This window comes from Bacillus sp. PS196 (genome assembly GCF_037963555.1).
Lineage (GTDB): Bacteria > Bacillota > Bacilli > Bacillales > Bacillaceae > Bacillus > Bacillus subtilis.
Genome location: NZ_CP150159.1, coordinates 2,301,963 through 2,323,622, shown reverse-complemented (window position 1 = coordinate 2,323,622; position 21,660 = coordinate 2,301,963). Strand labels below are relative to the sequence as shown.

Genomic DNA, 21,660 nt, shown 5'->3' with positions numbered 1-21,660 from the left:
AAACTGCTGATTTCAGCAGTTTTTTTTCGTTAAAAAACATGGAAAAACATAACGTTTATTCTATGCACAGATCATATGAAGGTGTATACTATTCTCTGAAAGGGAGCATGTGAGAAACAGAAGATTCTAGGAGGTTAACTCAAATGGCAGCCGATCGAAACACCGGTCATACAGAAGAGGACAAACTTGATGTATTAAAATCAACCCAAACCGTAATACATAAGGCTCTGGAAAAATTGGGATATCCCGAAGAGGTATACGAATTGTTAAAAGAGCCGATGAGATTATTAACGGTAAAAATACCTGTTCGTATGGACGACGGTTCAGTAAAGATTTTCACAGGATATCGTGCGCAGCACAATGACTCTGTCGGTCCAACGAAAGGCGGGATACGTTTTCACCCGAACGTAACAGAAAAAGAGGTGAAGGCGCTTTCAATTTGGATGAGTTTAAAATGCGGCATAATTGATCTTCCATATGGCGGTGGTAAAGGCGGAATTGTTTGTGATCCAAGGGATATGTCGTTTAGAGAGCTGGAGCGTCTGAGCAGAGGGTATGTCAGAGCGATCAGCCAAATTGTCGGCCCGACAAAAGACGTGCCGGCACCGGATGTATTTACAAACTCACAAATCATGGCTTGGATGATGGATGAGTATTCAAGAATTGATGAATTTAATTCGCCTGGATTTATTACAGGCAAACCGCTTGTGCTTGGCGGATCTCACGGGAGAGAATCTGCGACAGCAAAAGGTGTTACCATCTGTATTAAAGAAGCGGCTAAGAAGAGAGGCATCGATATTAAAGGTGCGCGTGTCGTTGTCCAAGGCTTCGGAAACGCGGGAAGCTATTTGGCAAAATTTATGCATGATGCGGGGGCAAAAGTTGTCGGCATCTCAGATGCGTATGGCGGACTTTATGATCCGGAAGGCCTTGATATCGATTATTTACTCGACCGACGCGACAGCTTCGGTACCGTAACAAAGCTTTTCAACGATACCATTACCAACCAAGAGCTGCTGGAGCTGGATTGTGATATTCTCGTTCCTGCTGCGATTGAAAATCAAATTACAGAAGAAAATGCCCATAATATCCGGGCTAAAATTGTCGTTGAAGCAGCGAACGGACCAACAACGCTTGAAGGAACAAAAATTCTTTCAGACCGGGACATTCTGCTTGTACCAGACGTGCTGGCAAGTGCCGGTGGCGTAACAGTTTCTTATTTTGAATGGGTTCAGAATAACCAAGGCTTCTACTGGAGTGAAGAAGAGGTAGAAGAAAAATTAGAAAAAATGATGGTCAAATCATTTAACAATATTTACGAAATGGCTAACAACCGAAGAATTGACATGAGGCTCGCTGCATATATGGTCGGCGTTCGCAAAATGGCTGAAGCTTCGCGTTTTAGAGGCTGGATATAAGTTGATGATTTGCATAAAAATAAAAAATCTCCTATGATAAAATAGGAGATTTTTTTATTCGGAAATAGAAAATATGAAGTGAAATGCCAATCGCAGGAGTTGACAGAAATGATTCAAGAAAAAGCAATTATTATAGGCGGAGGACCTTGTGGACTATCTGCTGCCATTCACCTAAAACAAATTGGCATTGATGCCCTCGTCATTGAAAAAGGCAATGTCGTTAACAGTATTTACAATTATCCGACGCATCAAACCTTTTTCAGCTCAAGTGAAAAGCTCGAAATCGGAGATGTCGCATTTATTACAGAGAACAGGAAGCCTGTCAGAATCCAGGCTTTATCGTATTACCGTGAAGTCGTTAAACGGAAAAACATCCGTGTTAATGCGTTTGAAATGGTGCATAAAGTGACGAAAACGCAAAAAAACACATTCGTTATTGAGACGTCAAAAGAGACCTACACGACGCCATATTGTATCATCGCCACAGGCTATTATGATCATCCAAACTATATGAATATACCCGGTGAGGATTTGCCGAAAGTATTTCATTATTTTAAAGAAGGCCACCCGTATTTTGATAAAGATGTTGTTGTTATCGGCGGGAAAAATTCAAGCGTGGACGCCGCCCTTGAACTCGTGAAATCTGGGGCGCGTGTCACAGTTTTATATAGGGGCAATGAGTATTCTCCAAGCATTAAGCCGTGGATTCTGCCGGAATTTGAAGCTCTCGTCAGAAACGGTACAATCCGTATGGAATTTGGCGCTTGTGTCGAAAAAATCACCGAGGATGAAGTTGTGTTTCGCTCCGGAGAGAAAGAACTCATTACCATTAAAAATGATTTTGTATTTGCCATGACAGGCTATCATCCTGATCATCAATTTCTTGAAAAAATTGGTGTTGAAATTGATAAAGAAACAGGGCGTCCATATTTCAACGAAGAAACGATGGAAACGAACGTTGAAGGTGTCTTTATTGCCGGTGTTATTGCTGCGGGAAACAATGCAAATGAAATATTTATTGAAAACGGCAGGTTTCACGGGGGGCATATCGCAGCGGAAATCGCCAAAAGAGAAAACCATTAAAGATGAGGAGCATATGATGCATTCGTATGCTCTTTTTGTTTTTTTAAGTGCAGACAGATGTAAAATTTTAAACAACATGGTAGGATAGACGTAGGAATATAAAGGAAAGAGGTTGCCTGATGTTTGCAATCATCTCTGCAGGAATTGCCCCCGGCATCGCGTTATTAAGTTATTTTTATTTAAAAGATCAGTATGATAATGAACCTGTACATATGGTGCTACGGTCGTTTTTTCTCGGGGTTGTTCTTGTATTTCCCATCATGTTTATCCAGTATGTACTTGAAAAAGAGAATGTAGGAGGCGGAAGCTTTTTCGTTTCTTTTTTATCTTCGGGGTTTTTGGAGGAATCATTAAAATGGTTTATACTGATGATCAGTGTCTACCCGCACGCCCACTTTGATGAGCATTATGACGGGATTGTGTACGGTACAAGTGTATCACTCGGTTTTGCAACCCTCGAAAATATTCTTTATTTAATTGGCCACGGCGTGGAGCATGCGTTTGTCAGGGCGCTGCTGCCTGTTTCATGCCATGCCTTGATTGGCGTTATAATGGGATTTTACCTTGGAAAAGCCCGTTTTTCCGCTGATAAGGCGCGTGTAAAGTGGCTTACTCTTTCTTTAGTTGTCCCATCCCTTTTGCATGGATCATATGATTTTATCCTAACAGCGCTTAGCAATTGGATTTATTATATGCTTCCATTTATGGTATTTTTATGGTGGTTTGGTTTGCGTAAAGCGAAAAAAGCCCGTTCCGTTAATATGATGCAAGTATAGAAGCCGCACAGCAACCGTGCGGCTTTTTTGTGTGCAGTTTTTACAAAAGAGTTTTTATGTTCTGAGGGATAACAAGGAAAGAGTGTATAAAAATAACCTCGTTACAGAAAATACGATTACACTTAAAAATTTGCAGTAGGAGGCTTGAAAAGATGAAGTCCAAAGGATCGATTATGGCATGTCTCATCCTTTTTTCCTTTACAATAACGACGTTTATTAATACTGAAACGATCTCTGCCTTTTCGAATCAGGTCATTCAAAGAGGGGCAACAGGGGATGATGTGGTCGAACTTCAGGCGCGTCTTCAATACAACGGATATTATAACGGAAAAATTGACGGGGTTTATGGATGGGGGACGTACTGGGCAGTTCGAAATTTTCAGGATCAATTCGGGTTAAAAGAGGTTGACGGCCTTGTAGGAGCTAAAACAAAGCAAACCTTAATATGTAAATCAAAATACTATCGTGAATATGTCATGGAACAGCTCAATAAAGGGAATACATTCACGCATTACGGAAAAATTCCGCTAAAGTATCAGACGAAACCATCAAAAGCAGCAACACAAAAGGCAAGACAACAAGCAGAAGCACGGCAGAAACAGCCTGCGGAAAAAACAACGCAGCAGCCTAAAGCGAATGCGAATAAACAGCAAAACAATACACCAGCAAAAGCAAGAAAACAGGATGCGGTAGCAGCGAACATGCCTGGTGGATTTTCCAACAACGATATCAGGCTGCTTGCTCAAGCGGTTTATGGCGAAGCCCGGGGCGAGCCGTACGAGGGGCAGGTTGCTATTGCAGCAGTCATTTTAAACCGTTTGAACAGCCCGTTATTTCCAAATTCAGTAGCGGGGGTTATTTTTGAGCCGCTTGCCTTCACAGCAGTAGCCGACGGACAAATTTACATGCAGCCGAATGAAACGGCACGAGAAGCAGTGCTGGATGCCATCAATGGCTGGGACCCATCAGAGGAAGCACTTTACTACTTTAATCCGGATACGGCTACAAGTCCGTGGATTTGGGGGCGTCCGCAGATTAAAAGAATCGGTAAACACATTTTCTGTGAGTAGCAGATATGAGAAAGCATAAAAAGAGGTGTGATAAATGATCAGAGGAATTTTAATCGCCGTGCTTGGTATTGCAATAGTCGGTACAGGCTACTGGGGATACAAAGAACACCAGGAAAAAGACGCAGTTCTTCTTCATGCTGAAAATAACTATCAGCGGGCGTTTCATGAGCTTACCTATCAGGTGGATCAGCTTCATGATAAAATCGGAACAACACTTGCCATGAACAGCCAAAAATCACTGTCGCCTGCATTGATCGATGTGTGGAGGATTACATCAGAAGCTCATAACAGCGTCAGTCAGCTGCCGCTTACATTAATGCCGTTTAATAAAACTGAAGAGCTATTATCAAAGATCGGCGATTTCAGCTATAAAACGTCAGTCAGAGATTTGGACCAAAAGCCGCTTGATAAAAACGAGTATACATCACTAAATAAGCTATATCAGCAGTCCGAAGATATACAAAATGAATTGCGTCATGTTCAGCACCTTGTCATGAGCAAAAACCTTCGCTGGATGGACGTAGAAATGGCTCTGGCTTCTGACGAAAAACAAAGTGATAATACGATTATCAACAGCTTTAAAACAGTCGAAAAAAATGTTGGTGCATTCTCCACTGGGACTGATCTTGGCCCGAGTTTCACCAGTACGAAAAAAGAAGAGAAAGGCTTCAGCCATCTGAAGGGAAAACAAATTTCCGAACAGGAAGCAAAACAAATTGCTGAGCGCTTTGCCCCAGATGACAATTATTCAATTAAAGTGGTAAAGAGCGGAAAAAAAACAAATCGCGATGTATATAGCATCAGCATGAAAGACCCAGACCATAAAGCAGTGATTTATATGGATATTACGAAGAAGGGCGGGCATCCGGTATACTTGATCCAAAACAGAGAAGTGAAAGATCAGAAAATCAGTTTAAATGACGGATCGAACCGAGCGCTTGCATTTTTAAAGAAAAACGGATTTGAAACAGATGATTTGGAAATTGATGAAAGTGCCCAATATGATAAAATCGGTGTATTTTCATATGTTCCTGTTGAAAATAAAGTCCGGATGTACCCCGAGGCAATTCGTATGAAAGTGGCCTTGGATGACGGTGAGGTTGTCGGCTTTTCAGCAAGAGACTTCCTCACATCTCACAGAAAAAGAACCATACCTAAGCCTGCAATTACTGAAGCAGAGGCAAAGTCTAAATTAAATAAAAATGTACAAGTGAGAGAAACAAGGCTCGCTTTGATTACAAATGAACTAGGTCAAGAAGTGTTATGCTACGAAATGCTTGGGACAATTGAAAATGACACATTCAGAATGTATATCAATGCCAAAGACGGATCGGAAGAAAAGGTTGAAAAACTAAAAAATGCAGAACCTATATATAAAGACCTATAAAAAACAGGAGGAAAGGACTAAATGTCTTTTCCTTTTTTTCATTACGTGCTTTAATAAAAACGTGAGTATATTGAATGCGAAAGAGTGAAGTCAATGATAGAGATTGGAGAAAATGTACTTTTAGAATATATAGAAGAAAATGAATTGAAAAAGGCAAAAAGCAAGGCGGTCAGCATCGAAAACAATGAACTTTTGATCGCGTATCCTGTTGATGTAGTTACAGGGCGAACTGTGATTTTACATAACGATATGGAAGTAACGGTAGAGTTTGTGGGAAAAGACGAAGTTCCTTATCGCTTTATAAGCCGTATAAAAGGTAAAGTGAAGGACAAACTTCAAATGATCTGTCTTGAAATGCCTCCCCGTGAAAAAATGAAAAGAATCCAGCGCCGCCAATATGTAAGAACTGATGCGGTATTAGATGTGCAAATTCAGCCGGGAAATGAAGAAGAGATCCGCACACTATCCTATAATATCAGTGCAGGCGGCATCACCGTGGTTTTAGCTGATGGCCTTTTTTTTCAATCGGGGGAATCATTGCGCCTGATCATCCGTCTTCCTGAAGAGGAGCACACACGTCAAATAGAAACAGAAGCAGTTGTCAGACGAATCTTTAATGACCCCAAGTCAGAAAAACGAAAAATGACTTTAGAGTATTCAGAAATTGCAGCAGGTGACCAGCAGGTTTTGCTTCAATACTGCATCAGGCGCCAGTTAAATAAGAGAAGAAAGGCCCGAATGGAATAAACATCGGCAAACACTTCCATACTATTTGTAATGGAGGTGCTCCAATGAAAACATTTGAACGGCTGCTGATCAAATTATTGTTCATTCAGGCCATCATTTTACTTGGTGTCCAATTTCTTTTTCACTATCAGCATATTGAACCATACGTATCAAAAGTGATTCAATATGAAGGGGTGGATAAAATGGAGGAAAACAATAGGATTGAAACCTTCAAACATTAATTATTCATCAATTTTTCACCCTTTTTCATAAAGTTCGTGATACAATCCTTAGAGGAGAAAAGAGCAAGGAGAGGAATTATGGAAAAGAAATTATCGATTGCAATCGACGGCCCGGCAGCTGCGGGGAAAAGCACCGTTGCCAAAATTGTGGCTGAGAAAAAATCGTACATATATATTGATACAGGAGCGATGTATCGGGCGATTACGTACGCGGCTTTACAGGAAAACGTTGATCTGACAGATGAAGAAAAACTGGCTGAGCTGCTAAAGCGGACAGACATTGAGCTGATTACAACAAAAGATGGACAAAAAGTGTTTGTAAACGGCACCGATGTAACTGAGGCGATCAGAACAGATGAAATCAGCAACCAAGTTTCAATTGCGGCCAAGCACAGAAGTGTCAGAGAAGAAATGGTGAAACGCCAGCAGCAGCTTGGGGAAAAAGGCGGCGTCGTCATGGATGGTCGTGACATCGGGACGCATGTGCTGCCAAATGCAGAAGTAAAAATCTTTCTTTTGGCATCTGTGGAAGAGAGAGCGAAACGCCGTTATGAAGAAAATGTGAAAAAAGGCTTTGATGTCAACTACGAAACATTAATTGAGGAAATTGCAAGAAGAGACAAGCTTGATTCAGAGCGCGAAGTATCTCCGCTGCGTAAAGCAGAAGACGCTCTTGAAATCGACACGACATCGCTTTCCATTCAAGAGGTAGCTGATAAAATCCTCGAGGCTGTGGAGCAAAAGTCCCGCTGAGGATGGCAAATGCCACTTTTTTTGAATTTTTCAACGAAGATAGAATGTTATTGCTTGACAAACCTGTCCTTTTATTAGAAGTTAATACTAATAAAACTTTTTATTGATCATTCAAAAAACTTTTTTGGATGATTCTTTAATACATATTCGGCTAAAAGCGGGCATGTTATATGTTCAGCTTTCAAACCGTTTTAATTAAGCTGTGTAGGTTTGGACCAAGGAGGTTATTCAAATGACAGAGGAAATGAATCAAATTGATGTTCAAGTGCCAGAGGTTGGAGATGTAGTTAAAGGGATTGTGACAAAGGTAGAAGACAAACATGTAGATGTAGAAATTATCAATGTCAAACAATCCGGTATTATTCCAATCAGTGAATTATCAAGTCTTCATGTAGAGAAAGCATCGGATGTTGTTAAAGTAGACGACGAGCTTGACCTGAAAGTAACAAAAGTGGAAGACGATGCTTTGATTTTATCTAAACGTGCTGTTGATGCAGACCGCGCTTGGGAAGACCTTGAGAAAAAATTTGAAACAAAAGAAGTGTTTGAAGCTGAAGTGAAAGATGTCGTGAAAGGCGGCCTTGTCGTTGATATCGGCGTTCGCGGTTTTATTCCGGCATCACTTGTTGAAGCACATTTCGTTGAAGACTTCACTGACTATAAAGGAAAAACACTGTCACTGCTCGTTGTAGAGCTTGACCGTGATAAAAACCGCGTGATCCTTTCACACCGTGCTGTTGTTGAAAGTGAACAAGCGAATAAAAAACAAGAACTTCTTCAGTCTCTTGAAGTTGGAAGTGTACTTGATGGCAAAGTACAGCGCCTGACTGACTTTGGCGCGTTTGTTGATATTGGCGGCATCGACGGACTTGTACACATTTCACAGCTTTCCCACTCTCATGTAGAGAAGCCGTCTGACGTTGTTGAAGAGGGACAAGAAGTAAAAGTGAAAGTGTTATCGGTTGACCGTGATAATGAACGTATTTCTTTATCGATCAAAGATACACTGCCTGGACCTTGGAGCCAAATCGGCGAAAAAGTGAAGCCTGGCGATGTGCTTGAAGGAACTGTACAGCGTCTTGTAAGCTTCGGTGCCTTTGTTGAAATCCTTCCAGGTGTTGAAGGTCTCGTTCATATTTCTCAAATTTCCAATAAACACATCGGCACGCCGCATGAAGTCCTTGAAGAAGGACAGACTGTAAAAGTGAAGGTTCTTGATGTGAATGAAAATGAGGAGCGCATTTCATTAAGCATGCGTGAACTTGAAGAAACGCCTAAAGCTGACCAGGAAGATTACCGTCAATATCAAGCGAAGGAAGAAACAAGCACTGGCTTCCAGCTTGGAGATCTGATCGGAGATAAGCTGAATAAACTAAAATAATTGGTGATAAACGTGACTCGAGCAGAACGAAAAAGACAACACATCAATCATGCCTTGTCCACCGGCCAGAAGCGGGAAACAGGTCTTGATGATATTACGTTTGTTCACGTCAGTCTGCCCGATCTTGCATTAGAACAAGTAGATATTTCCACAAAAATCGGCGAACTTTCAAGCAGTTCGCCGATTTTTATCAATGCAATGACTGGCGGCGGCGGAAAACTTACATATGAGATTAATAAATCGCTTGCGCGAGCGGCTTCTCAGGCTGGAATTCCCCTTGCTGTGGGATCGCAAATGTCAGCATTAAAAGATCCATCAGAGCGTCTTTCCTATGAAATTGTTCGAAAGGAAAACCCAAACGGGCTGATTTTTGCCAACCTGGGAAGCGAGGCAACGGCTGCTCAGGCAAAGGAAGCCGTTGAGATGATTGGAGCAAACGCACTGCAGATCCACCTCAATGTGATTCAGGAAATTGTGATGCCTGAAGGGGACAGAAGCTTTAGCGGCGCATTGAAACGCATTGAACAAATTTGCAGCCGGGTCAGTGTACCGGTCATTGTGAAAGAAGTCGGCTTCGGTATGAGCAAAGCATCAGCAGGAAAGCTGTATGAAGCTGGTGCTGCAGCTATTGATATTGGCGGTTATGGGGGAACAAATTTCTCGAAAATCGAAAATCTCCGAAGACAGCGGCAAATCTCCTTTTTTAATTCGTGGGGCATTTCGACAGCTGCAAGTTTGGCGGAAATCCGCTCTGAGTTTCCTGCAAGCACCATGATCGCCTCTGGCGGTCTGCAAGATGCGCTTGACGTGGCAAAGGCAATTGCGCTGGGGGCCTCTTGCACCGGAATGGCAGGGCATTTTTTAAAAGCGCTGACTGACAGCGGTGAGGAAGGACTGCTTGAGGAGATTCAGCTGATCCTTGAGGAATTAAAGTTGATTATGACCGTGCTGGGTGCCAGAACAATTGCCGATTTACAAAAGGCGCCCCTTGTGATCAAAGGTGAAACCCATCATTGGCTCACAGAGAGAGGGGTCAATACATCAAGCTATAGTGTGCGATAAATGATAAAAGCCCAAAACCATATGTGGTTTGGGCTTTTTGTATTATGATTTTCGCTTTTTGAATCTTCCGTTTTGTTCAAGGTTTGTCGCTCCGTCATAGTGAATGGACTGGTCGCGATCTGATTCGACTCTGCCTGAAGCTTTGAGTTTTTTCTCTTGTCTGTCTTTTCCCATGATCATACTCCTTAATGTGAGATCGATTGTTTAAAAAATGTGCTTGAACTCCATACTGGGAATATGGAGGAAGTAAAATGGAACAATTTTATTACTATTGGTCAATGTGGTTTCTGTGGGTTCTGACAACATTTATTTTTGAAAAGACGAAAAGACGAATTGCCGTCTCTGTCTTTATTTTAACTAATATTATTCTAAGCATACATGACATCGCTTTATATTTTTCCCTGAATGCTGCATATTTGATGTTTTTCGTTTGCGGATGTGTCTATGCCGGGTATTTGGGAATGTATCGTTTTCGTTACATCATGGTCTATCTGACGCTTGTTGCCGCGTATGCGTTTGTTTATCTTTTTGCATTATATGACCCGGTTTGGTTCATCATAAAACCTGAGTGGGCTGCTGTTATATTAATAGTGCTTTTAACAGCTTCTGTTGAAAGGAATTTTGAGAAGCAGCTTGTCTTATTTGTCCTAGGGATGTGCCAAGGCGAACTGGTGTATTCATTTGTGATCCAGAAGTTGGCCGGGGCTATGGCTGTCGGCGGCTTTCAATGGCTGAATGCGTGTTCTGCGGGGATGATATTGCTGTTTGGCATATCTAAATACGAACACCTCGCAAGCCAGATTGGTCAGAAAAGCAAAAGATCAAACAAAGGAGCTACCAAAATGTCATGAGTGATTACATCTATCCGATTATTGCTGGGGTCATTGCCGGAATTGCGACAAGGCTTTATATGCTGAAAACGGATTACCGCCAGTATCCGACCTATGTACATGGGAAAGTGATTCACATCGCACTGGGGTTGATAGCGGCTGGTTTAGGTGCAATTATTATGCCGGCGCTTTTGCAGGAGGAATTTACGGCCATCACATTTTTAACATTGGCAGCGACGCAATTTAGAGATGTCCGAAACATGGAGCGGAACACATTGACGCAAATGGATTCGTATGAACTTGTCTCAAGGGGAAGCACATATATTGAGGGGATTGCCATTGCGTTTGAAAGCAGAAATTATATTGTGATCTTTACAGCGCTTTTGACAACCTCTGCGTATGTGTTTTTATCCATCTGGGCTGCAGTCATAGCGGCTGTCGTTTGTTTTTTACTGGCCATGAAGTTTATGTCGGGCAGTGTGTTGAAGGATATTGTAGATATCGAGTACATAAAGCCGCGCTTTGACGGTCCGGGACTGTTTGTTGATAATATTTATATGATGAATATCGGGCTTCCAGAGAAACAGGAACTGATTTTAAAGCATGGCATGGGCTTTATTTTGACGCCGAAAAACTTTAATTCAGCAGCGACGATAGCAAATTTAGGGCAGCGTCAGGCCATTTTATTTGATGTTTCCAATGTGCTCGGGGTTTATCGGGATTCAGGAGAGCCATCTTTGACACCAATTGCAAAACGGGATTTAAATGATGGGAGAGTGGCAGTATTTGTTCTCCCGCAAATTCACCATCCCGAAACGGCTGTTCAAATTATTAGCAATGTTCCAACCCTGGAAAATGCGATTAGAATGCCGACTGAATTTATCAAGAATCAGGATAAGGTGATAGGATGAGTGAATCTCTTACGAAAGTGATTTTGTCTGTAATCACGACAAATCGAAATCGGGTTGCAGGGGGAGCACCTGTCTTTTTTTGCAATGACCAAAAGGAGATGGAGCTTTTCGCTAAAAATCTTGAGGCGATCCTTGATGGAATAGCTCACAGAATCGGAGATGACGTGTATTTGATCGTGAAACATTTTTAAGAATAGTTGTGATCCCAGTAAAAACTGATATAATAAATGAGTTAAGCCCTTCCTCTGAAGGGTTTCTTTTCATAAAAGTGAATGAAATGATTTTAATAACCGGTTGAAAATTTATGTAAAAATGAAAGCGGCTGGATTGAAAGGAAGGGTACTATGGGTAAACCTGTCGTAGCCATTGTCGGGAGACCAAATGTAGGAAAATCCACAATCTTTAACCGGATTGCGGGAGAAAGAATTTCAATAGTAGAAGATACCCCTGGCGTGACAAGGGATCGGATATACAGCTCGGCTGAATGGCTGAATTATGATTTTAATTTGATTGATACGGGCGGTATTGATATCGGTGATGAGCCGTTCTTAGCGCAGATTCGCCAGCAGGCTGAAATCGCCATGGATGAAGCGGACGTGATTATTTTTATGGTGAACGGCCGTGAAGGCGTGACAGCTGCTGATGAAGAAGTGGCGAAAATTTTGTACCGCACAAAAAAGCCTGTTGTTTTAGCGGTTAATAAACTGGATAACACAGAAATGAGAGCGAATATTTATGATTTTTATTCGCTAGGCTTTGGCGAGCCGTATCCAATTTCGGGAACACACGGACTCGGACTGGGTGATTTACTGGATGCCGTTGCAGAGCATTTTAAAAACATTCCTGAAACGAAATACAATGAAGAAGTTATTCAATTCTGTCTGATCGGACGTCCAAATGTCGGAAAGTCCTCACTTGTGAATGCGATGCTCGGCGAAGAACGCGTTATTGTCAGCAACGTGGCTGGAACGACAAGAGATGCTGTTGATACGTCATTTACTTACAACCAGCAGGAGTTTGTCATTGTCGATACTGCAGGTATGCGAAAAAAAGGGAAAGTCTATGAAACGACTGAGAAGTATAGTGTACTGCGGGCGCTGAAAGCGATTGACCGCTCAGAAGTCGTGGCGGTTGTGCTGGATGGCGAAGAAGGCATTATTGAACAGGATAAGCGCATCGCCGGCTATGCACACGAAGCGGGCAAGGCCGTCGTCATCGTCGTAAACAAATGGGATGCTGTTGACAAAGATGAGAGCACGATGAAAGAATTTGAAGAAAATATTCGCGATCATTTTCAATTTCTGGATTATGCGCCAATCCTATTTATGTCTGCCTTAACGAAAAAACGGATCCATACGCTGATGCCTGCGATTATCAAAGCTAGTGAAAATCATTCACTTCGAGTTCAAACAAACGTCTTAAATGATGTCATCATGGACGCTGTGGCAATGAATCCGACACCGACTCATAACGGTTCTCGTTTGAAAATTTACTATGCGACTCAAGTGTCGGTAAAGCCGCCAAGCTTCGTTGTGTTTGTAAACGATCCGGAATTGATGCATTTTTCATACGAACGGTTTTTAGAAAACCGAATCAGAGACGCGTTCGGTTTTGAGGGGACACCAATCAAAATATTTGCAAGAGCTAGAAAATAAAAAGGTGTGAAGCAAATATGAAAAAAGTCACAATGCTCGGAGCGGGGAGCTGGGGAACAGCACTGGCTTTAGTGTTAGCTGATAATCATCACGATGTAACCATGTGGGGGCACCGTGCAGATCTGATCCATCAAATCAATGATCAGCATGAAAATAAAGATTATTTGCCGAACGTCAAGCTTCCAGAATCAATAGAGGCAACAACGGATATGAAGACAGCTGTTTCAGACGCAGATTTCATTATCGTTGCGGTCCCGACAAAAGCAATTCGGGAAGTGCTGAGACAGGCTGTCCCTTTTATAACGAAAAAGGCAGTCTTTGTTCATGTCAGCAAGGGTATTGAGCCAGATTCACTTCTGCGCATTTCTGAAATTATGGAAATTGAGCTCCCGAGTGATGTCAGAAAAGATATCGTTGTCCTTTCCGGCCCGAGTCATGCGGAAGAAGTAGGGCTGCGGCACCCCACAACTGTTACTGCATCTTCAAAGAGCATGAGGGCAGCAGAAGAGGTACAGGATCTATTTATTAATCACAATTTTCGGGTGTACACAAATCCTGACATTATCGGAGTTGAAATCGGAGGGGCTTTAAAAAATATTATTGCCCTTGCTGCAGGAATTACAGATGGTTTAGGGTACGGCGACAATGCCAAAGCTGCTTTGATTACACGCGGACTTGCCGAAATCGCGAGACTCGGAACGAAAATGGGCGGAAATCCCTTGACGTTCTCTGGATTGACAGGAGTAGGCGATCTGATTGTGACGTGCACAAGTGTTCATTCCAGAAACTGGCGTGCGGGCAATTTGCTCGGAAAAGGGTACAAGCTTGAAGATGTTCTTGAAGAGATGGGAATGGTAGTCGAAGGCGTCCGCACGACGAAAGCGGCTTATCAGCTTTCGAAGAAATATGATGTTAAAATGCCGATTACAGAAGCTCTCCATCAGGTCCTATTCAACGGACAAAAAGTGGAAACCGCTGTTGAATCTTTAATGGCGAGAGGGAAAACCCACGAGATGGAGGATTTGGTAAATACGTTTGAAAATCAAGTGAAGTAAAAGTGTCAATCAAATGGTGAATCGCATATCTTAATTGAACGAAAGCCCGAAAAACAGAAGAACACCCAAGTCTTGGGATCTCCTGAAACATTTTGCCGATTTAGGCAATAGAGGATGCATCTGTATGCCAAGTCGCATACTATAGCATCGAAGTCCAAGAGAGTGTTTCTTAAACGTGCAGGTGAATATAGTCAAGTTGACTGAAGCGAAGGTCCCCCTCTTTGCTTCAGTTTTTTTGTTCTATCAATGGATGGAAAATCTGGTTGATCTTTTCCGGCGCTGTATATTAAAATATAATATAACGCTTACATCTTACATATCGGGGAGGCGCACGTCATTGAATCTGGCATTGATGAAAATGTGGTTTGCTCTAGGGTCCATGGGTCTGATGTTTCTGGCTGTAGCTTCCATCTATTTAAGCCGCTTTAAGTGCCAAAACCGTTTTTTGAAGATTGCGATTTCATCATTCGCATACATGTGTATGCTCATATCTGGAATTATTGTGTTTGTCGTGGTTTTTAGCGGCCCTGTCAATGAATAAAGCTGTAAAAGGAAGTGCTGTATGGGTAAACTGAAGTGCGCAATCATTTTTACGGCAGTCGTGTTTTTATCCGGATGTTTATATCCAAATGAACGGAAAAGCAGTGTGCATGCCATTCCTTATCAAGACCAGCTAAAGCAGGTTCAATCTGCTGTTGATGAATTTCAAAAGGCAAATGGAGGCCTGCTTCCCATTCAAACCAAAGATATGTCGACACCGCTATATCAAAAATATCCGATAGACTTTAATCGGTTAGCGCCAAGGTACATAGCTGAACCTCCAAGTACGGCATTTGAAAGCGGGGGAGACTATCAATACGTGCTTGTTGACGTAGAGAACGATCCGACTGTTAAATTAATTGATCTAAAGATGGCAGAAAAAATTCGCGATGTGAAATTGCGCATCCAAATGTACCGTCAGGAGCATCAATATCCGCCTTACAAGGATGTGCTATCTCGTGATTTATTTACACTCGATGAGAAGAAGCTTGGGGATGGCAGCTCTCTTACAGTGACAAGCCCAATCTCAGGGAATTCCTTGCCGCTTATGATTGACGGAGACGGAGAAATATATGCCGATTACCGGACTGAGCTGGCTTCTTGCCTCAAAAAAAGCAAAAAAACGTTTAAACCCGGGACTGAAATCCAGGATATGATTTGGCATGAAACCCCCTTTGTCCCCGCGTTTTCTGTAAAATATACGGTAAATGACAAACAGGAACCTGTTTTTTTAGAAAATGATATGAAAAAGGAATGAACCTTTCTCCCTTGCATACAAATAGGGAGAAAGGTTTTTTTATATTAATAGATTGAGGATGAGAAATTTTCTAAAGATGTCATATTCAAATAGGACAACGTCATACACATATAGTGTCCTGTGTTTGATTGAAAGAGCTTAATAAAATTGAAAAGGATAGGAAGTCCGGGAGGGGATCACTTGGAAAAGGTCGATATTTTCAAGGATATCGCTGAACGAACAGGAGGCGATATATACTTAGGAGTCGTAGGTGCTGTCCGTACAGGAAAATCCACGTTCATTAAAAAATTTATGGAGCTTGTGGTGCTCCCGAATATCAGTAACGAAGCAGACCGGGCCCGAGCGCAGGATGAACTGCCGCAGAGCGCAGCCGGCAAAACCATTATGACTACAGAGCCTAAATTTGTTCCGAATCAGGCGATGTCTGTTCATGTGTCAGACGGACTCGATGTGAATATAAGATTAGTAGATTGTGTAGGTTACACAGTGCCCGGGGCTAAAGGATATGAAGATGAAAACGGGCCGCGGATGATCAATACGCCTTGGTACGAAGAACCGATCCCATTTCATGAGGCTGCTGAAATCGGCACTCGAAAAGTCATTCAAGAACACTCGACCATCGGAGTTGTCATTACGACAGACGGCACCATTGGAGATATCGCCAGAAGTGACTATATAGAGGCTGAAGAAAGGGTCATTGAAGAGCTGAAAGAGGTTGGCAAACCTTTTATTATGGTCATCAACTCAGTCAGGCCGTATCACCCGGAAACGGAAGCCATGCGCCAGGATTTAAGCGAAAAATATGATATCCCGGTATTGGCAATGAGTGTAGAGAGCATGCGGGAATCAGATGTGCTGAGTGTGCTCAGAGAGGCCCTCTACGAGTTTCCGGTGCTAGAAGTGAATGTCAATCTCCCAAGCTGGGTAATGGTGCTGAAAGAAAACCATTGGCTGCGTGAAAGCTATCAGGAGTCCGTGAAGGAAACGGTTAAGGATATTAAACGGCTCCGGGACGTAGACAGGGTTGTCGGCCAATTCAGCGAGTTTGAATTCATTGAAAGTGCCGGATTAGCCGGAATTGAGCTGGGCCAAGGGGTGGCAGAAATTGATTTGTACGCGCCTGATCATCTATATGATCAAATCCTAAAAGAAGTTGTGGGCGTCGAAATCAGAGGAAGAGACCATCTGCTTGAGCTCATGCAAGACTTCGCCCATGCGAAAACAGAATATGATCAAGTGTCTGATGCCTTAAAAATGGTCAAACAGACGGGATACGGCATTGCAGCGCCTGCTTTAGCTGATATGAGTCTCGATGAGCCGGAAATTATAAGGCAGGGCTCGCGATTCGGTGTGAGGCTGAAAGCTGTCGCTCCGTCGATCCATATGATCAAAGTCGATGTCGAAAGCGAATTCGCCCCGATTATCGGAACTGAAAAACAAAGTGAAGAGCTTGTACGCTATTTAATGCAGGACTTTGAGGATGATCCGCTCTCCATCTGGAATTCCGATATCTTCGGAAGGTCGCTGAGCTCAATTGTGAGAGAAGGGATTCAGGCAAAGCTGTCATTAATGCCTGAAAACGCACGGTATAAATTAAAAGAAACATTAGAAAGAATCATAAACGAAGGCTCTGGCGGCTTAATCGCCATCATCCTGTAATACCGGTAGACCTCTTTATAGAATGGGAGGTCTTTTTTCTTTGCTCTTAATAATGGAAAAGGATCAAGGAATAGGATGAAAAAAGGAAAAAAAGGAATATTTGTTCGGTAAATCACCTTAAATCCTTGACGAGCAAGGGATTGACGCTTTAAAATGCTTGATATGGCTTTTTATATGTGTTACTCTACATACAGAAATTCTTCACTTTGTTGGACAAACATTCCTCAGAGTGCAGTTTTTCTTAAAAGCCGTTTAATTGTCTTTCTCTTACTTGCTCTCATTTTTTTCTGAGACAGGTTTAGAATCAGACTGAACTGTGAAGAAATGATAATAAACGAACTGAATGTATCCTTTTGGGAGGAGGTGAAAGGCATGAACAAAACAGAACTTATCAATGCGGTTGCAGAAGCAAGCGAATTGTCTAAAAAAGACGCTACAAAAGCAGTTGACTCTGTTTTTGATACGATCTTAGATGCACTTAAAAACGGTGATAAAATCCAACTGATCGGTTTTGGTAACTTCGAGGTGCGTGAACGTTCTGCACGTAAAGGACGCAACCCTCAAACAGGTGAAGAAATCGAAATTCCAGCAAGCAAAGTACCTGCTTTCAAACCAGGTAAAGCGCTTAAAGACGCAGTTGCCGGAAAATAATTGTGAATATAGATCGTGTATGCATCTAGCTTACATACACTTTATTTCTTCACAGAAAAGCCCCTTTCTAAGGGGCTTTTCATATTTCAAGAGCATGGGCTTCCTGACAGGGCATTCACTTTGCTTTTAGCGGGGCATATGTGCTAGAATCGAAATTAAATGTATTCATTGGTGGAGGACATAGAACATGAAAGAAGTTAATAAAGAGCAAATCGAACAAGCTGTTCGTCAAATTTTAGAAGCGATCGGAGAAGACCCGAATAGAGAAGGGCTTCTTGATACTCCGAAAAGAGTCGCAAAGATGTATGCCGAAGTATTCTCCGGCTTGAATGAAGATCCAAAAGAACATTTCCAGACTATCTTCGGTGAAAACCATGAGGAGCTTGTTCTTGTAAAAGATATCGCATTTCATTCTATGTGTGAGCATCACCTTGTTCCCTTTTATGGAAAAGCACATGTTGCATATATCCCGCGAGGCGGAAAGGTCACAGGGCTCAGCAAACTGGCACGTGCCGTTGAAGCCGTTGCAAAGCGCCCGCAGCTTCAGGAACGCATCACTTCTACAATTGCAGAAAGCATCGTAGAAACGCTTGATCCGCATGGCGTAATGGTAGTGGTTGAAGCGGAACACATGTGCATGACGATGCGCGGTGTAAGAAAACCGGGTGCGAAAACTGTGACTTCAGCAGTCAGAGGCGTTTTTAAAGATGATGCCGCTGCCCGTGCAGAAGTATTGGAACATATTAAACGCCAGGACTAATAAAGATAGAGGGTGCTATAAATGAACCAAAAGCATTCAAGTGATTTTGTCGTCATTAAAGCCGTTGAGGACGGAGTGAATGTGATCGGCCTGACAAGAGGAACAGACACAAAGTTTCACCATTCCGAAAAACTCGACAAGGGAGAAGTGATCATCGCTCAGTTTACAGAGCATACTTCTGCCATTAAAGTCAGAGGAGAGGCACTGATTCAAACCGCGTACGGAGAAATGAAAAGCGAAAAAAAATAAGCTGGCTGTCCCCGCTGTTAAAAGCAAATGCTCGCAAACAGCGGGAGGATACAGCCAATTTCTTTTTTTTATGCTATAATGATACCTGCGTAAGCGAATGAAAAGATAAAACTCATACATAGATTAAGAAATAAATGTGAATTTGGGGACAAGGGTGATATTTTTGCAAGACATCTACGGAACTTTAGCCAATCTGAACACGAAATTAAAACAAAAGCTGTCTCATCCTTATTTAGCGAAGCATATTTCCGCGCCGAAAATTGATGAGGATAAGCTTCTTCTTTTTCATGCTTTATTTGAAGAAGCTGACATAAAAAACAACGACAGAGAAAATTATATTGTAACAGCGATGCTTGTACAAAGCGCCCTTGATACCCATGATGAAGTGACGACAGCTAGAGTCATAAAACGAGACGAAAACAAAAACCGCCAATTGACTGTTCTCGCGGGCGATTATTTCAGCGGGCTGTACTACTCTTTACTATCTGAAATGAAGGATATCTACATGATTCGGACGCTTGCTACAGCCATTAAAGAAATCAACGAACATAAAATTCGTCTGTATGACCGTTCTTTCAAGGACGAAAACGATTTTTTCGAAAGTGTCGGCATCGTTGAATCAGCTTTATTCCATCGTGTGGCGGAACACTTCAACCTTCCGCGCTGGAAAAAGCTGTCGAGTGATTTTTTTGTATTTAAGCGGCTTATGAACGGAAATGATGCATTTCTGGATGTGATCGGCAGTTTTATACAGCTGGGAAAAACAAAAGAAGAGATATTAGAAGATTGTTTTAAAAAAGCGAAAAACAGCATTGAGTCACTTCTGCCTCTAAATTCACCTATTCAGAACATTTTAATAAACCGTCTGAAGACAATCAGCCAAGATCAAACCTATCATCAGAAAGTGGAAGAAGGGTAAACCATTATGCAGGACTCAAAAGAACAGCGCGTACACGGAGTATTTGAAAAAATATATAAAAACTATGACCAAATGAACTCTGTCATCAGTTTTCAGCAGCATAAAAAATGGCGCGACAAAACGATGCGCATCATGAATGTAAAAGAAGGCGCAAAAGCACTTGATGTCTGCTGCGGAACGGCTGACTGGACGATCGCTCTTGCAAAAGCGGCCGGCAAAAGCGGCGAGATCAAGGGCTTGGATTTCAGTGAAAATATGCTGAGTGTCGGCGAGCAGAAAGTAAAAGACGGCGGATTCAGCCAAATTGAACTGCTGCACGGAAATGCGATGGAGCTTCCTTTTGATGATGATACATTTGATTATGTCACCATTGGCTTCGGACTCCGCAATGTCCCTGATTACTTGACTGTACTGAAAGAGATGAGACGTGTAGTGAAGCCGGGCGGGCAGGTGGTATGTCTGGAAACGTCCCAGCCGGAAATGTTCGGATTCAGACAGGCTTACTTTATGTACTTTAAGTATATTATGCCGTTTTTCGGGAAACTGTTTGCGAAGAGCTATAAAGAATATTCTTGGCTTCAAGAATCAGCCAGAGATTTCCCTGGAATGAAGGAACTGGCAGGCCTGTTTGAAGAGGCGGGCCTGAAAAATGTTAAATATCATTCGTTTACTGGCGGAGTCGCTGCCACGCATATCGGATGGAAATGAAAACACAGATGTTTGGGTGAATGATATGAAATTTAAAATGGCCTACTCTTTTTTAAATGACGATATTGATGTAATCGAAAGAGAACTTGAACAAACCGTACGTTCCGATTACCCGCTTTTAAGCGAGGCAGGTCTTCACCTGCTGCAGGCCGGAGGGAAACGTATTCGGCCTGTTTTCGTGCTGCTTTCTGGCATGTTTGGCGATTACGATATTAATAAGATTAAATATGTCGCCGTCACTCTGGAAATGATTCACATGGCATCTTTGGTTCATGATGATGTCATTGATGATGCGGAGCTTCGCCGAGGAAAACCGACAATCAAAGCAAAGTGGGACAATCGTATTGCGATGTACACAGGCGATTATATGCTTGCGGGATCTCTTGAAATGATGACGAGAATTAACGAACCGAAAGCCCATAGGATTTTGTCACAGACGATCGTTGAAGTTTGTCTAGGGGAAATTGAGCAGATCAAAGACAAATACAACATGGAACAAAATCTCAGAACGTATCTCCGCCGTATCAAAAGAAAAACGGCTCTCTTGATCGCGGTCAGCTGCCAGCTTGGTGCTATTGCGTCTGGAGCTGATGAGAAGATTCATAAGGCATTGTACTGGTTTGGGTATTACGTCGGCATGTCTTATCAGATTATTGATGATATTCTTGATTTTACTTCAACTGAAGAAGAGCTGGGTAAACCCGTTGGAGGAGATTTGCTTCAAGGAAACGTCACATTGCCAGTGCTGTATGCCCTGAAAAATCCTGCATTAAAAAACCAGCTTAAATTGATTAACAGTGAGACAACGCAGGAACAGCTTGAACCAATCATTGAAGAAATCAAAAAAACAGATGCAATTGAAGCATCTATGGCAGTAAGCGAAATGTATCTGCAGAAAGCTTTTCAGAAATTAAACACGCTTCCTCGAGGGCGCGCACGCTCATCTCTTGCAGCCATCGCAAAATATATCGGTAAAAGAAAATTTTAATTTTTTTGTAGATATTAAGAAATTTCTCCGCCCCGGATTGATTAATTATCAGAAAGATGTTACGATTTCGGTGTGCAGTG

General features: G+C 42.3%; 25 protein-coding genes. 24 read left to right on the top strand and 1 reads right to left on the bottom strand.

Features of this window, described 5'->3' with window-relative positions; genetic code table 11:
* Nucleotides 1-143 precede the first annotated feature (143 nt).
* The 10 genes from gudB (at nucleotide 144) to fni (ending at nucleotide 9,898) form a co-directional block, all read left to right on the top strand.
* Nucleotides 144-1,418: an NAD-specific glutamate dehydrogenase gene (gudB, locus tag NST79_RS11945; protein ID WP_003230536.1), complete on the top strand. Its 1,275-nt coding sequence runs from the start codon at nucleotides 144-146 to the stop codon at nucleotides 1,416-1,418.
* Between the two features lie 108 nt (nucleotides 1,419-1,526).
* Nucleotides 1,527-2,501 (top strand): YpdA family putative bacillithiol disulfide reductase, encoded by a 975-nt coding sequence (locus NST79_RS11940; RefSeq protein WP_029317974.1) that lies wholly within the window; start codon nucleotides 1,527-1,529, stop codon nucleotides 2,499-2,501.
* Between the two features lie 119 nt (nucleotides 2,502-2,620).
* The gene (gene prsW / locus NST79_RS11935) at nucleotides 2,621-3,277 is read left to right on the top strand and encodes a glutamic-type intramembrane protease PrsW (protein ID WP_014480144.1); all 657 of its coding nucleotides are present in this window, start codon (nucleotides 2,621-2,623) and stop codon (nucleotides 3,275-3,277) included.
* Nucleotides 3,278-3,429: 152 nt separating this feature from the next.
* Nucleotides 3,430-4,347: a spore cortex-lytic enzyme gene (sleB, locus tag NST79_RS11930; protein WP_015714181.1), complete on the top strand. Its 918-nt coding sequence runs from the start codon at nucleotides 3,430-3,432 to the stop codon at nucleotides 4,345-4,347.
* Nucleotides 4,348-4,381: 34 nt separating this feature from the next.
* Complete coding sequence (ypeB, locus tag NST79_RS11925; protein ID WP_003230547.1) at nucleotides 4,382-5,734, top strand: germination protein YpeB; 1,353 nt, start codon at nucleotides 4,382-4,384, stop codon at nucleotides 5,732-5,734.
* A 93-nt stretch (nucleotides 5,735-5,827) separates the two neighbouring features.
* The gene (gene dgrA, locus NST79_RS11920; RefSeq protein ID WP_212060713.1) at nucleotides 5,828-6,481 is read left to right on the top strand and encodes a flagellar brake domain-containing protein; all 654 of its coding nucleotides are present in this window, start codon (nucleotides 5,828-5,830) and stop codon (nucleotides 6,479-6,481) included.
* A gap of 44 nt (nucleotides 6,482-6,525) precedes the next feature.
* Complete coding sequence (locus NST79_RS11915) at nucleotides 6,526-6,702, top strand: YpfB family protein (RefSeq protein WP_003230553.1); 177 nt, start codon at nucleotides 6,526-6,528, stop codon at nucleotides 6,700-6,702.
* Nucleotides 6,703-6,780: 78 nt separating this feature from the next.
* Nucleotides 6,781-7,455, top strand: coding sequence for a (d)CMP kinase (gene cmk, locus NST79_RS11910; protein WP_003230555.1), 675 nt, complete (start codon nucleotides 6,781-6,783; stop codon nucleotides 7,453-7,455).
* Nucleotides 7,456-7,687: 232 nt separating this feature from the next.
* Nucleotides 7,688-8,836 carry a 30S ribosomal protein S1 gene (rpsA, locus tag NST79_RS11905; RefSeq protein WP_014477197.1) on the top strand — a complete coding sequence of 383 codons (1,149 nt, stop codon included), beginning with the start codon at nucleotides 7,688-7,690 and terminating at the stop codon, nucleotides 8,834-8,836.
* A 12-nt stretch (nucleotides 8,837-8,848) separates the two neighbouring features.
* Nucleotides 8,849-9,898 (top strand): type 2 isopentenyl-diphosphate Delta-isomerase, encoded by a 1,050-nt coding sequence (fni, locus tag NST79_RS11900; protein ID WP_031315590.1) that lies wholly within the window; start codon nucleotides 8,849-8,851, stop codon nucleotides 9,896-9,898.
* Between the two features lie 42 nt (nucleotides 9,899-9,940).
* Here the strand turns inward: fni and NST79_RS11895 are convergent, their stop codons facing one another.
* Nucleotides 9,941-10,072 carry a YpzI family protein gene (locus NST79_RS11895; protein ID WP_212060712.1) on the bottom strand — a complete coding sequence of 44 codons (132 nt, stop codon included), beginning with the start codon at nucleotides 10,070-10,072 and terminating at the stop codon, nucleotides 9,941-9,943.
* 77 nt (nucleotides 10,073-10,149) lie between these two features.
* Between NST79_RS11895 and NST79_RS11890 the strand changes: the two genes are divergently transcribed.
* The 14 genes from NST79_RS11890 (at nucleotide 10,150) to hepT (ending at nucleotide 21,580) form a co-directional block, all read left to right on the top strand.
* On the top strand, nucleotides 10,150-10,749 hold the full coding sequence (locus NST79_RS11890) for a hypothetical protein (RefSeq protein WP_003230560.1): 600 nt from the start codon (nucleotides 10,150-10,152) through the stop codon (nucleotides 10,747-10,749).
* On the top strand, nucleotides 10,746-11,639 hold the full coding sequence (locus tag NST79_RS11885) for a YIEGIA family protein (RefSeq protein ID WP_003230562.1): 894 nt from the start codon (nucleotides 10,746-10,748) through the stop codon (nucleotides 11,637-11,639). Before NST79_RS11890 ends, NST79_RS11885 begins: the two co-directional genes overlap by 4 nt.
* Nucleotides 11,636-11,830 carry a hypothetical protein gene (locus tag NST79_RS11880; protein ID WP_003230563.1) on the top strand — a complete coding sequence of 65 codons (195 nt, stop codon included), beginning with the start codon at nucleotides 11,636-11,638 and terminating at the stop codon, nucleotides 11,828-11,830. The genes NST79_RS11885 and NST79_RS11880 overlap by 4 nt, the downstream gene beginning before the upstream one ends.
* Nucleotides 11,831-11,983: 153 nt before the next feature.
* Entirely contained in the window at nucleotides 11,984-13,294 is a 1,311-nt protein-coding gene (engA, locus tag NST79_RS11875; RefSeq protein ID WP_003230565.1) for a ribosome-associated GTPase EngA, read from the top strand.
* A 17-nt stretch (nucleotides 13,295-13,311) separates the two neighbouring features.
* On the top strand, nucleotides 13,312-14,349 hold the full coding sequence (locus NST79_RS11870) for an NAD(P)H-dependent glycerol-3-phosphate dehydrogenase (RefSeq protein ID WP_015251807.1): 1,038 nt from the start codon (nucleotides 13,312-13,314) through the stop codon (nucleotides 14,347-14,349).
* Between the two features lie 337 nt (nucleotides 14,350-14,686).
* The gene (locus tag NST79_RS11865; RefSeq protein ID WP_004399143.1) at nucleotides 14,687-14,890 is read left to right on the top strand and encodes a DUF2768 domain-containing protein; all 204 of its coding nucleotides are present in this window, start codon (nucleotides 14,687-14,689) and stop codon (nucleotides 14,888-14,890) included.
* Between the two features lie 21 nt (nucleotides 14,891-14,911).
* Nucleotides 14,912-15,646 carry a hypothetical protein gene (locus NST79_RS11860; protein ID WP_212060710.1) on the top strand — a complete coding sequence of 245 codons (735 nt, stop codon included), beginning with the start codon at nucleotides 14,912-14,914 and terminating at the stop codon, nucleotides 15,644-15,646.
* Nucleotides 15,647-15,826: 180 nt separating this feature from the next.
* Nucleotides 15,827-17,305, top strand: a complete 1,479-nt coding sequence (spoIVA, locus tag NST79_RS11855) for a stage IV sporulation protein A (protein ID WP_003230572.1) — start codon at nucleotides 15,827-15,829, stop codon at nucleotides 17,303-17,305.
* A gap of 372 nt (nucleotides 17,306-17,677) precedes the next feature.
* Nucleotides 17,678-17,956 carry a non-specific DNA-binding protein Hbs gene (gene hbs / locus NST79_RS11850; protein WP_003153447.1) on the top strand — a complete coding sequence of 93 codons (279 nt, stop codon included), beginning with the start codon at nucleotides 17,678-17,680 and terminating at the stop codon, nucleotides 17,954-17,956.
* Nucleotides 17,957-18,143: 187 nt separating this feature from the next.
* Nucleotides 18,144-18,716 (top strand): GTP cyclohydrolase I FolE, encoded by a 573-nt coding sequence (folE, locus tag NST79_RS11845; RefSeq protein ID WP_003225516.1) that lies wholly within the window; start codon nucleotides 18,144-18,146, stop codon nucleotides 18,714-18,716.
* A gap of 21 nt (nucleotides 18,717-18,737) precedes the next feature.
* The gene (gene mtrB, locus NST79_RS11840) at nucleotides 18,738-18,965 is read left to right on the top strand and encodes a trp RNA-binding attenuation protein MtrB (RefSeq protein WP_003230576.1); all 228 of its coding nucleotides are present in this window, start codon (nucleotides 18,738-18,740) and stop codon (nucleotides 18,963-18,965) included.
* A 163-nt stretch (nucleotides 18,966-19,128) separates the two neighbouring features.
* Complete coding sequence (gene hepS, locus NST79_RS11835; protein ID WP_004398550.1) at nucleotides 19,129-19,884, top strand: heptaprenyl diphosphate synthase component 1; 756 nt, start codon at nucleotides 19,129-19,131, stop codon at nucleotides 19,882-19,884.
* Between the two features lie 6 nt (nucleotides 19,885-19,890).
* Nucleotides 19,891-20,592 (top strand): demethylmenaquinone methyltransferase, encoded by a 702-nt coding sequence (gene menG / locus NST79_RS11830; RefSeq protein WP_003230580.1) that lies wholly within the window; start codon nucleotides 19,891-19,893, stop codon nucleotides 20,590-20,592.
* Between the two features lie 25 nt (nucleotides 20,593-20,617).
* Nucleotides 20,618-21,580, top strand: a complete 963-nt coding sequence (gene hepT, locus NST79_RS11825; RefSeq protein WP_003246013.1) for a heptaprenyl diphosphate synthase component II — start codon at nucleotides 20,618-20,620, stop codon at nucleotides 21,578-21,580.
* The last annotated feature ends 80 nt before the right edge of the window (nucleotides 21,581-21,660 follow it).

Bases quoted from the DNA above. Each gene is read 5' to 3' on its own strand.
- engA (WP_003230565.1), top strand. From the start codon at position 11,984: ATGGGTAAACCTGTCGTAGCCATTGTCGGGAGACCAAATGTAGGAAAA.
- NST79_RS11940 (WP_029317974.1), top strand. From the start codon at position 1,527: ATGATTCAAGAAAAAGCAATTATTATAGGCGGAGGACCTTGTGGACTA.
- menG (WP_003230580.1), top strand. From the start codon at position 19,891: ATGCAGGACTCAAAAGAACAGCGCGTACACGGAGTATTTGAAAAAATA.
- cmk (WP_003230555.1), top strand. From the start codon at position 6,781: ATGGAAAAGAAATTATCGATTGCAATCGACGGCCCGGCAGCTGCGGGG.
- NST79_RS11880 (WP_003230563.1), top strand. From the start codon at position 11,636: ATGAGTGAATCTCTTACGAAAGTGATTTTGTCTGTAATCACGACAAAT.
- rpsA (WP_014477197.1), top strand. From the start codon at position 7,688: ATGACAGAGGAAATGAATCAAATTGATGTTCAAGTGCCAGAGGTTGGA.
- NST79_RS11915 (WP_003230553.1), top strand. From the start codon at position 6,526: ATGAAAACATTTGAACGGCTGCTGATCAAATTATTGTTCATTCAGGCC.
- NST79_RS11870 (WP_015251807.1), top strand. From the start codon at position 13,312: ATGAAAAAAGTCACAATGCTCGGAGCGGGGAGCTGGGGAACAGCACTG.
- NST79_RS11890 (WP_003230560.1), top strand. From the start codon at position 10,150: ATGGAACAATTTTATTACTATTGGTCAATGTGGTTTCTGTGGGTTCTG.
- ypeB (WP_003230547.1), top strand. From the start codon at position 4,382: ATGATCAGAGGAATTTTAATCGCCGTGCTTGGTATTGCAATAGTCGGT.
- NST79_RS11885 (WP_003230562.1), top strand. From the start codon at position 10,746: ATGAGTGATTACATCTATCCGATTATTGCTGGGGTCATTGCCGGAATT.
- hepT (WP_003246013.1), top strand. From the start codon at position 20,618: ATGAAATTTAAAATGGCCTACTCTTTTTTAAATGACGATATTGATGTA.
- folE (WP_003225516.1), top strand. From the start codon at position 18,144: ATGAAAGAAGTTAATAAAGAGCAAATCGAACAAGCTGTTCGTCAAATT.
- mtrB (WP_003230576.1), top strand. From the start codon at position 18,738: ATGAACCAAAAGCATTCAAGTGATTTTGTCGTCATTAAAGCCGTTGAG.
- hbs (WP_003153447.1), top strand. From the start codon at position 17,678: ATGAACAAAACAGAACTTATCAATGCGGTTGCAGAAGCAAGCGAATTG.
- gudB (WP_003230536.1), top strand. From the start codon at position 144: ATGGCAGCCGATCGAAACACCGGTCATACAGAAGAGGACAAACTTGAT.
- NST79_RS11860 (WP_212060710.1), top strand. From the start codon at position 14,912: ATGGGTAAACTGAAGTGCGCAATCATTTTTACGGCAGTCGTGTTTTTA.
- dgrA (WP_212060713.1), top strand. From the start codon at position 5,828: ATGATAGAGATTGGAGAAAATGTACTTTTAGAATATATAGAAGAAAAT.
- NST79_RS11895 (WP_212060712.1), bottom strand. From the start codon at position 10,072: ATGGGAAAAGACAGACAAGAGAAAAAACTCAAAGCTTCAGGCAGAGTC.
- sleB (WP_015714181.1), top strand. From the start codon at position 3,430: ATGAAGTCCAAAGGATCGATTATGGCATGTCTCATCCTTTTTTCCTTT.
- prsW (WP_014480144.1), top strand. From the start codon at position 2,621: ATGTTTGCAATCATCTCTGCAGGAATTGCCCCCGGCATCGCGTTATTA.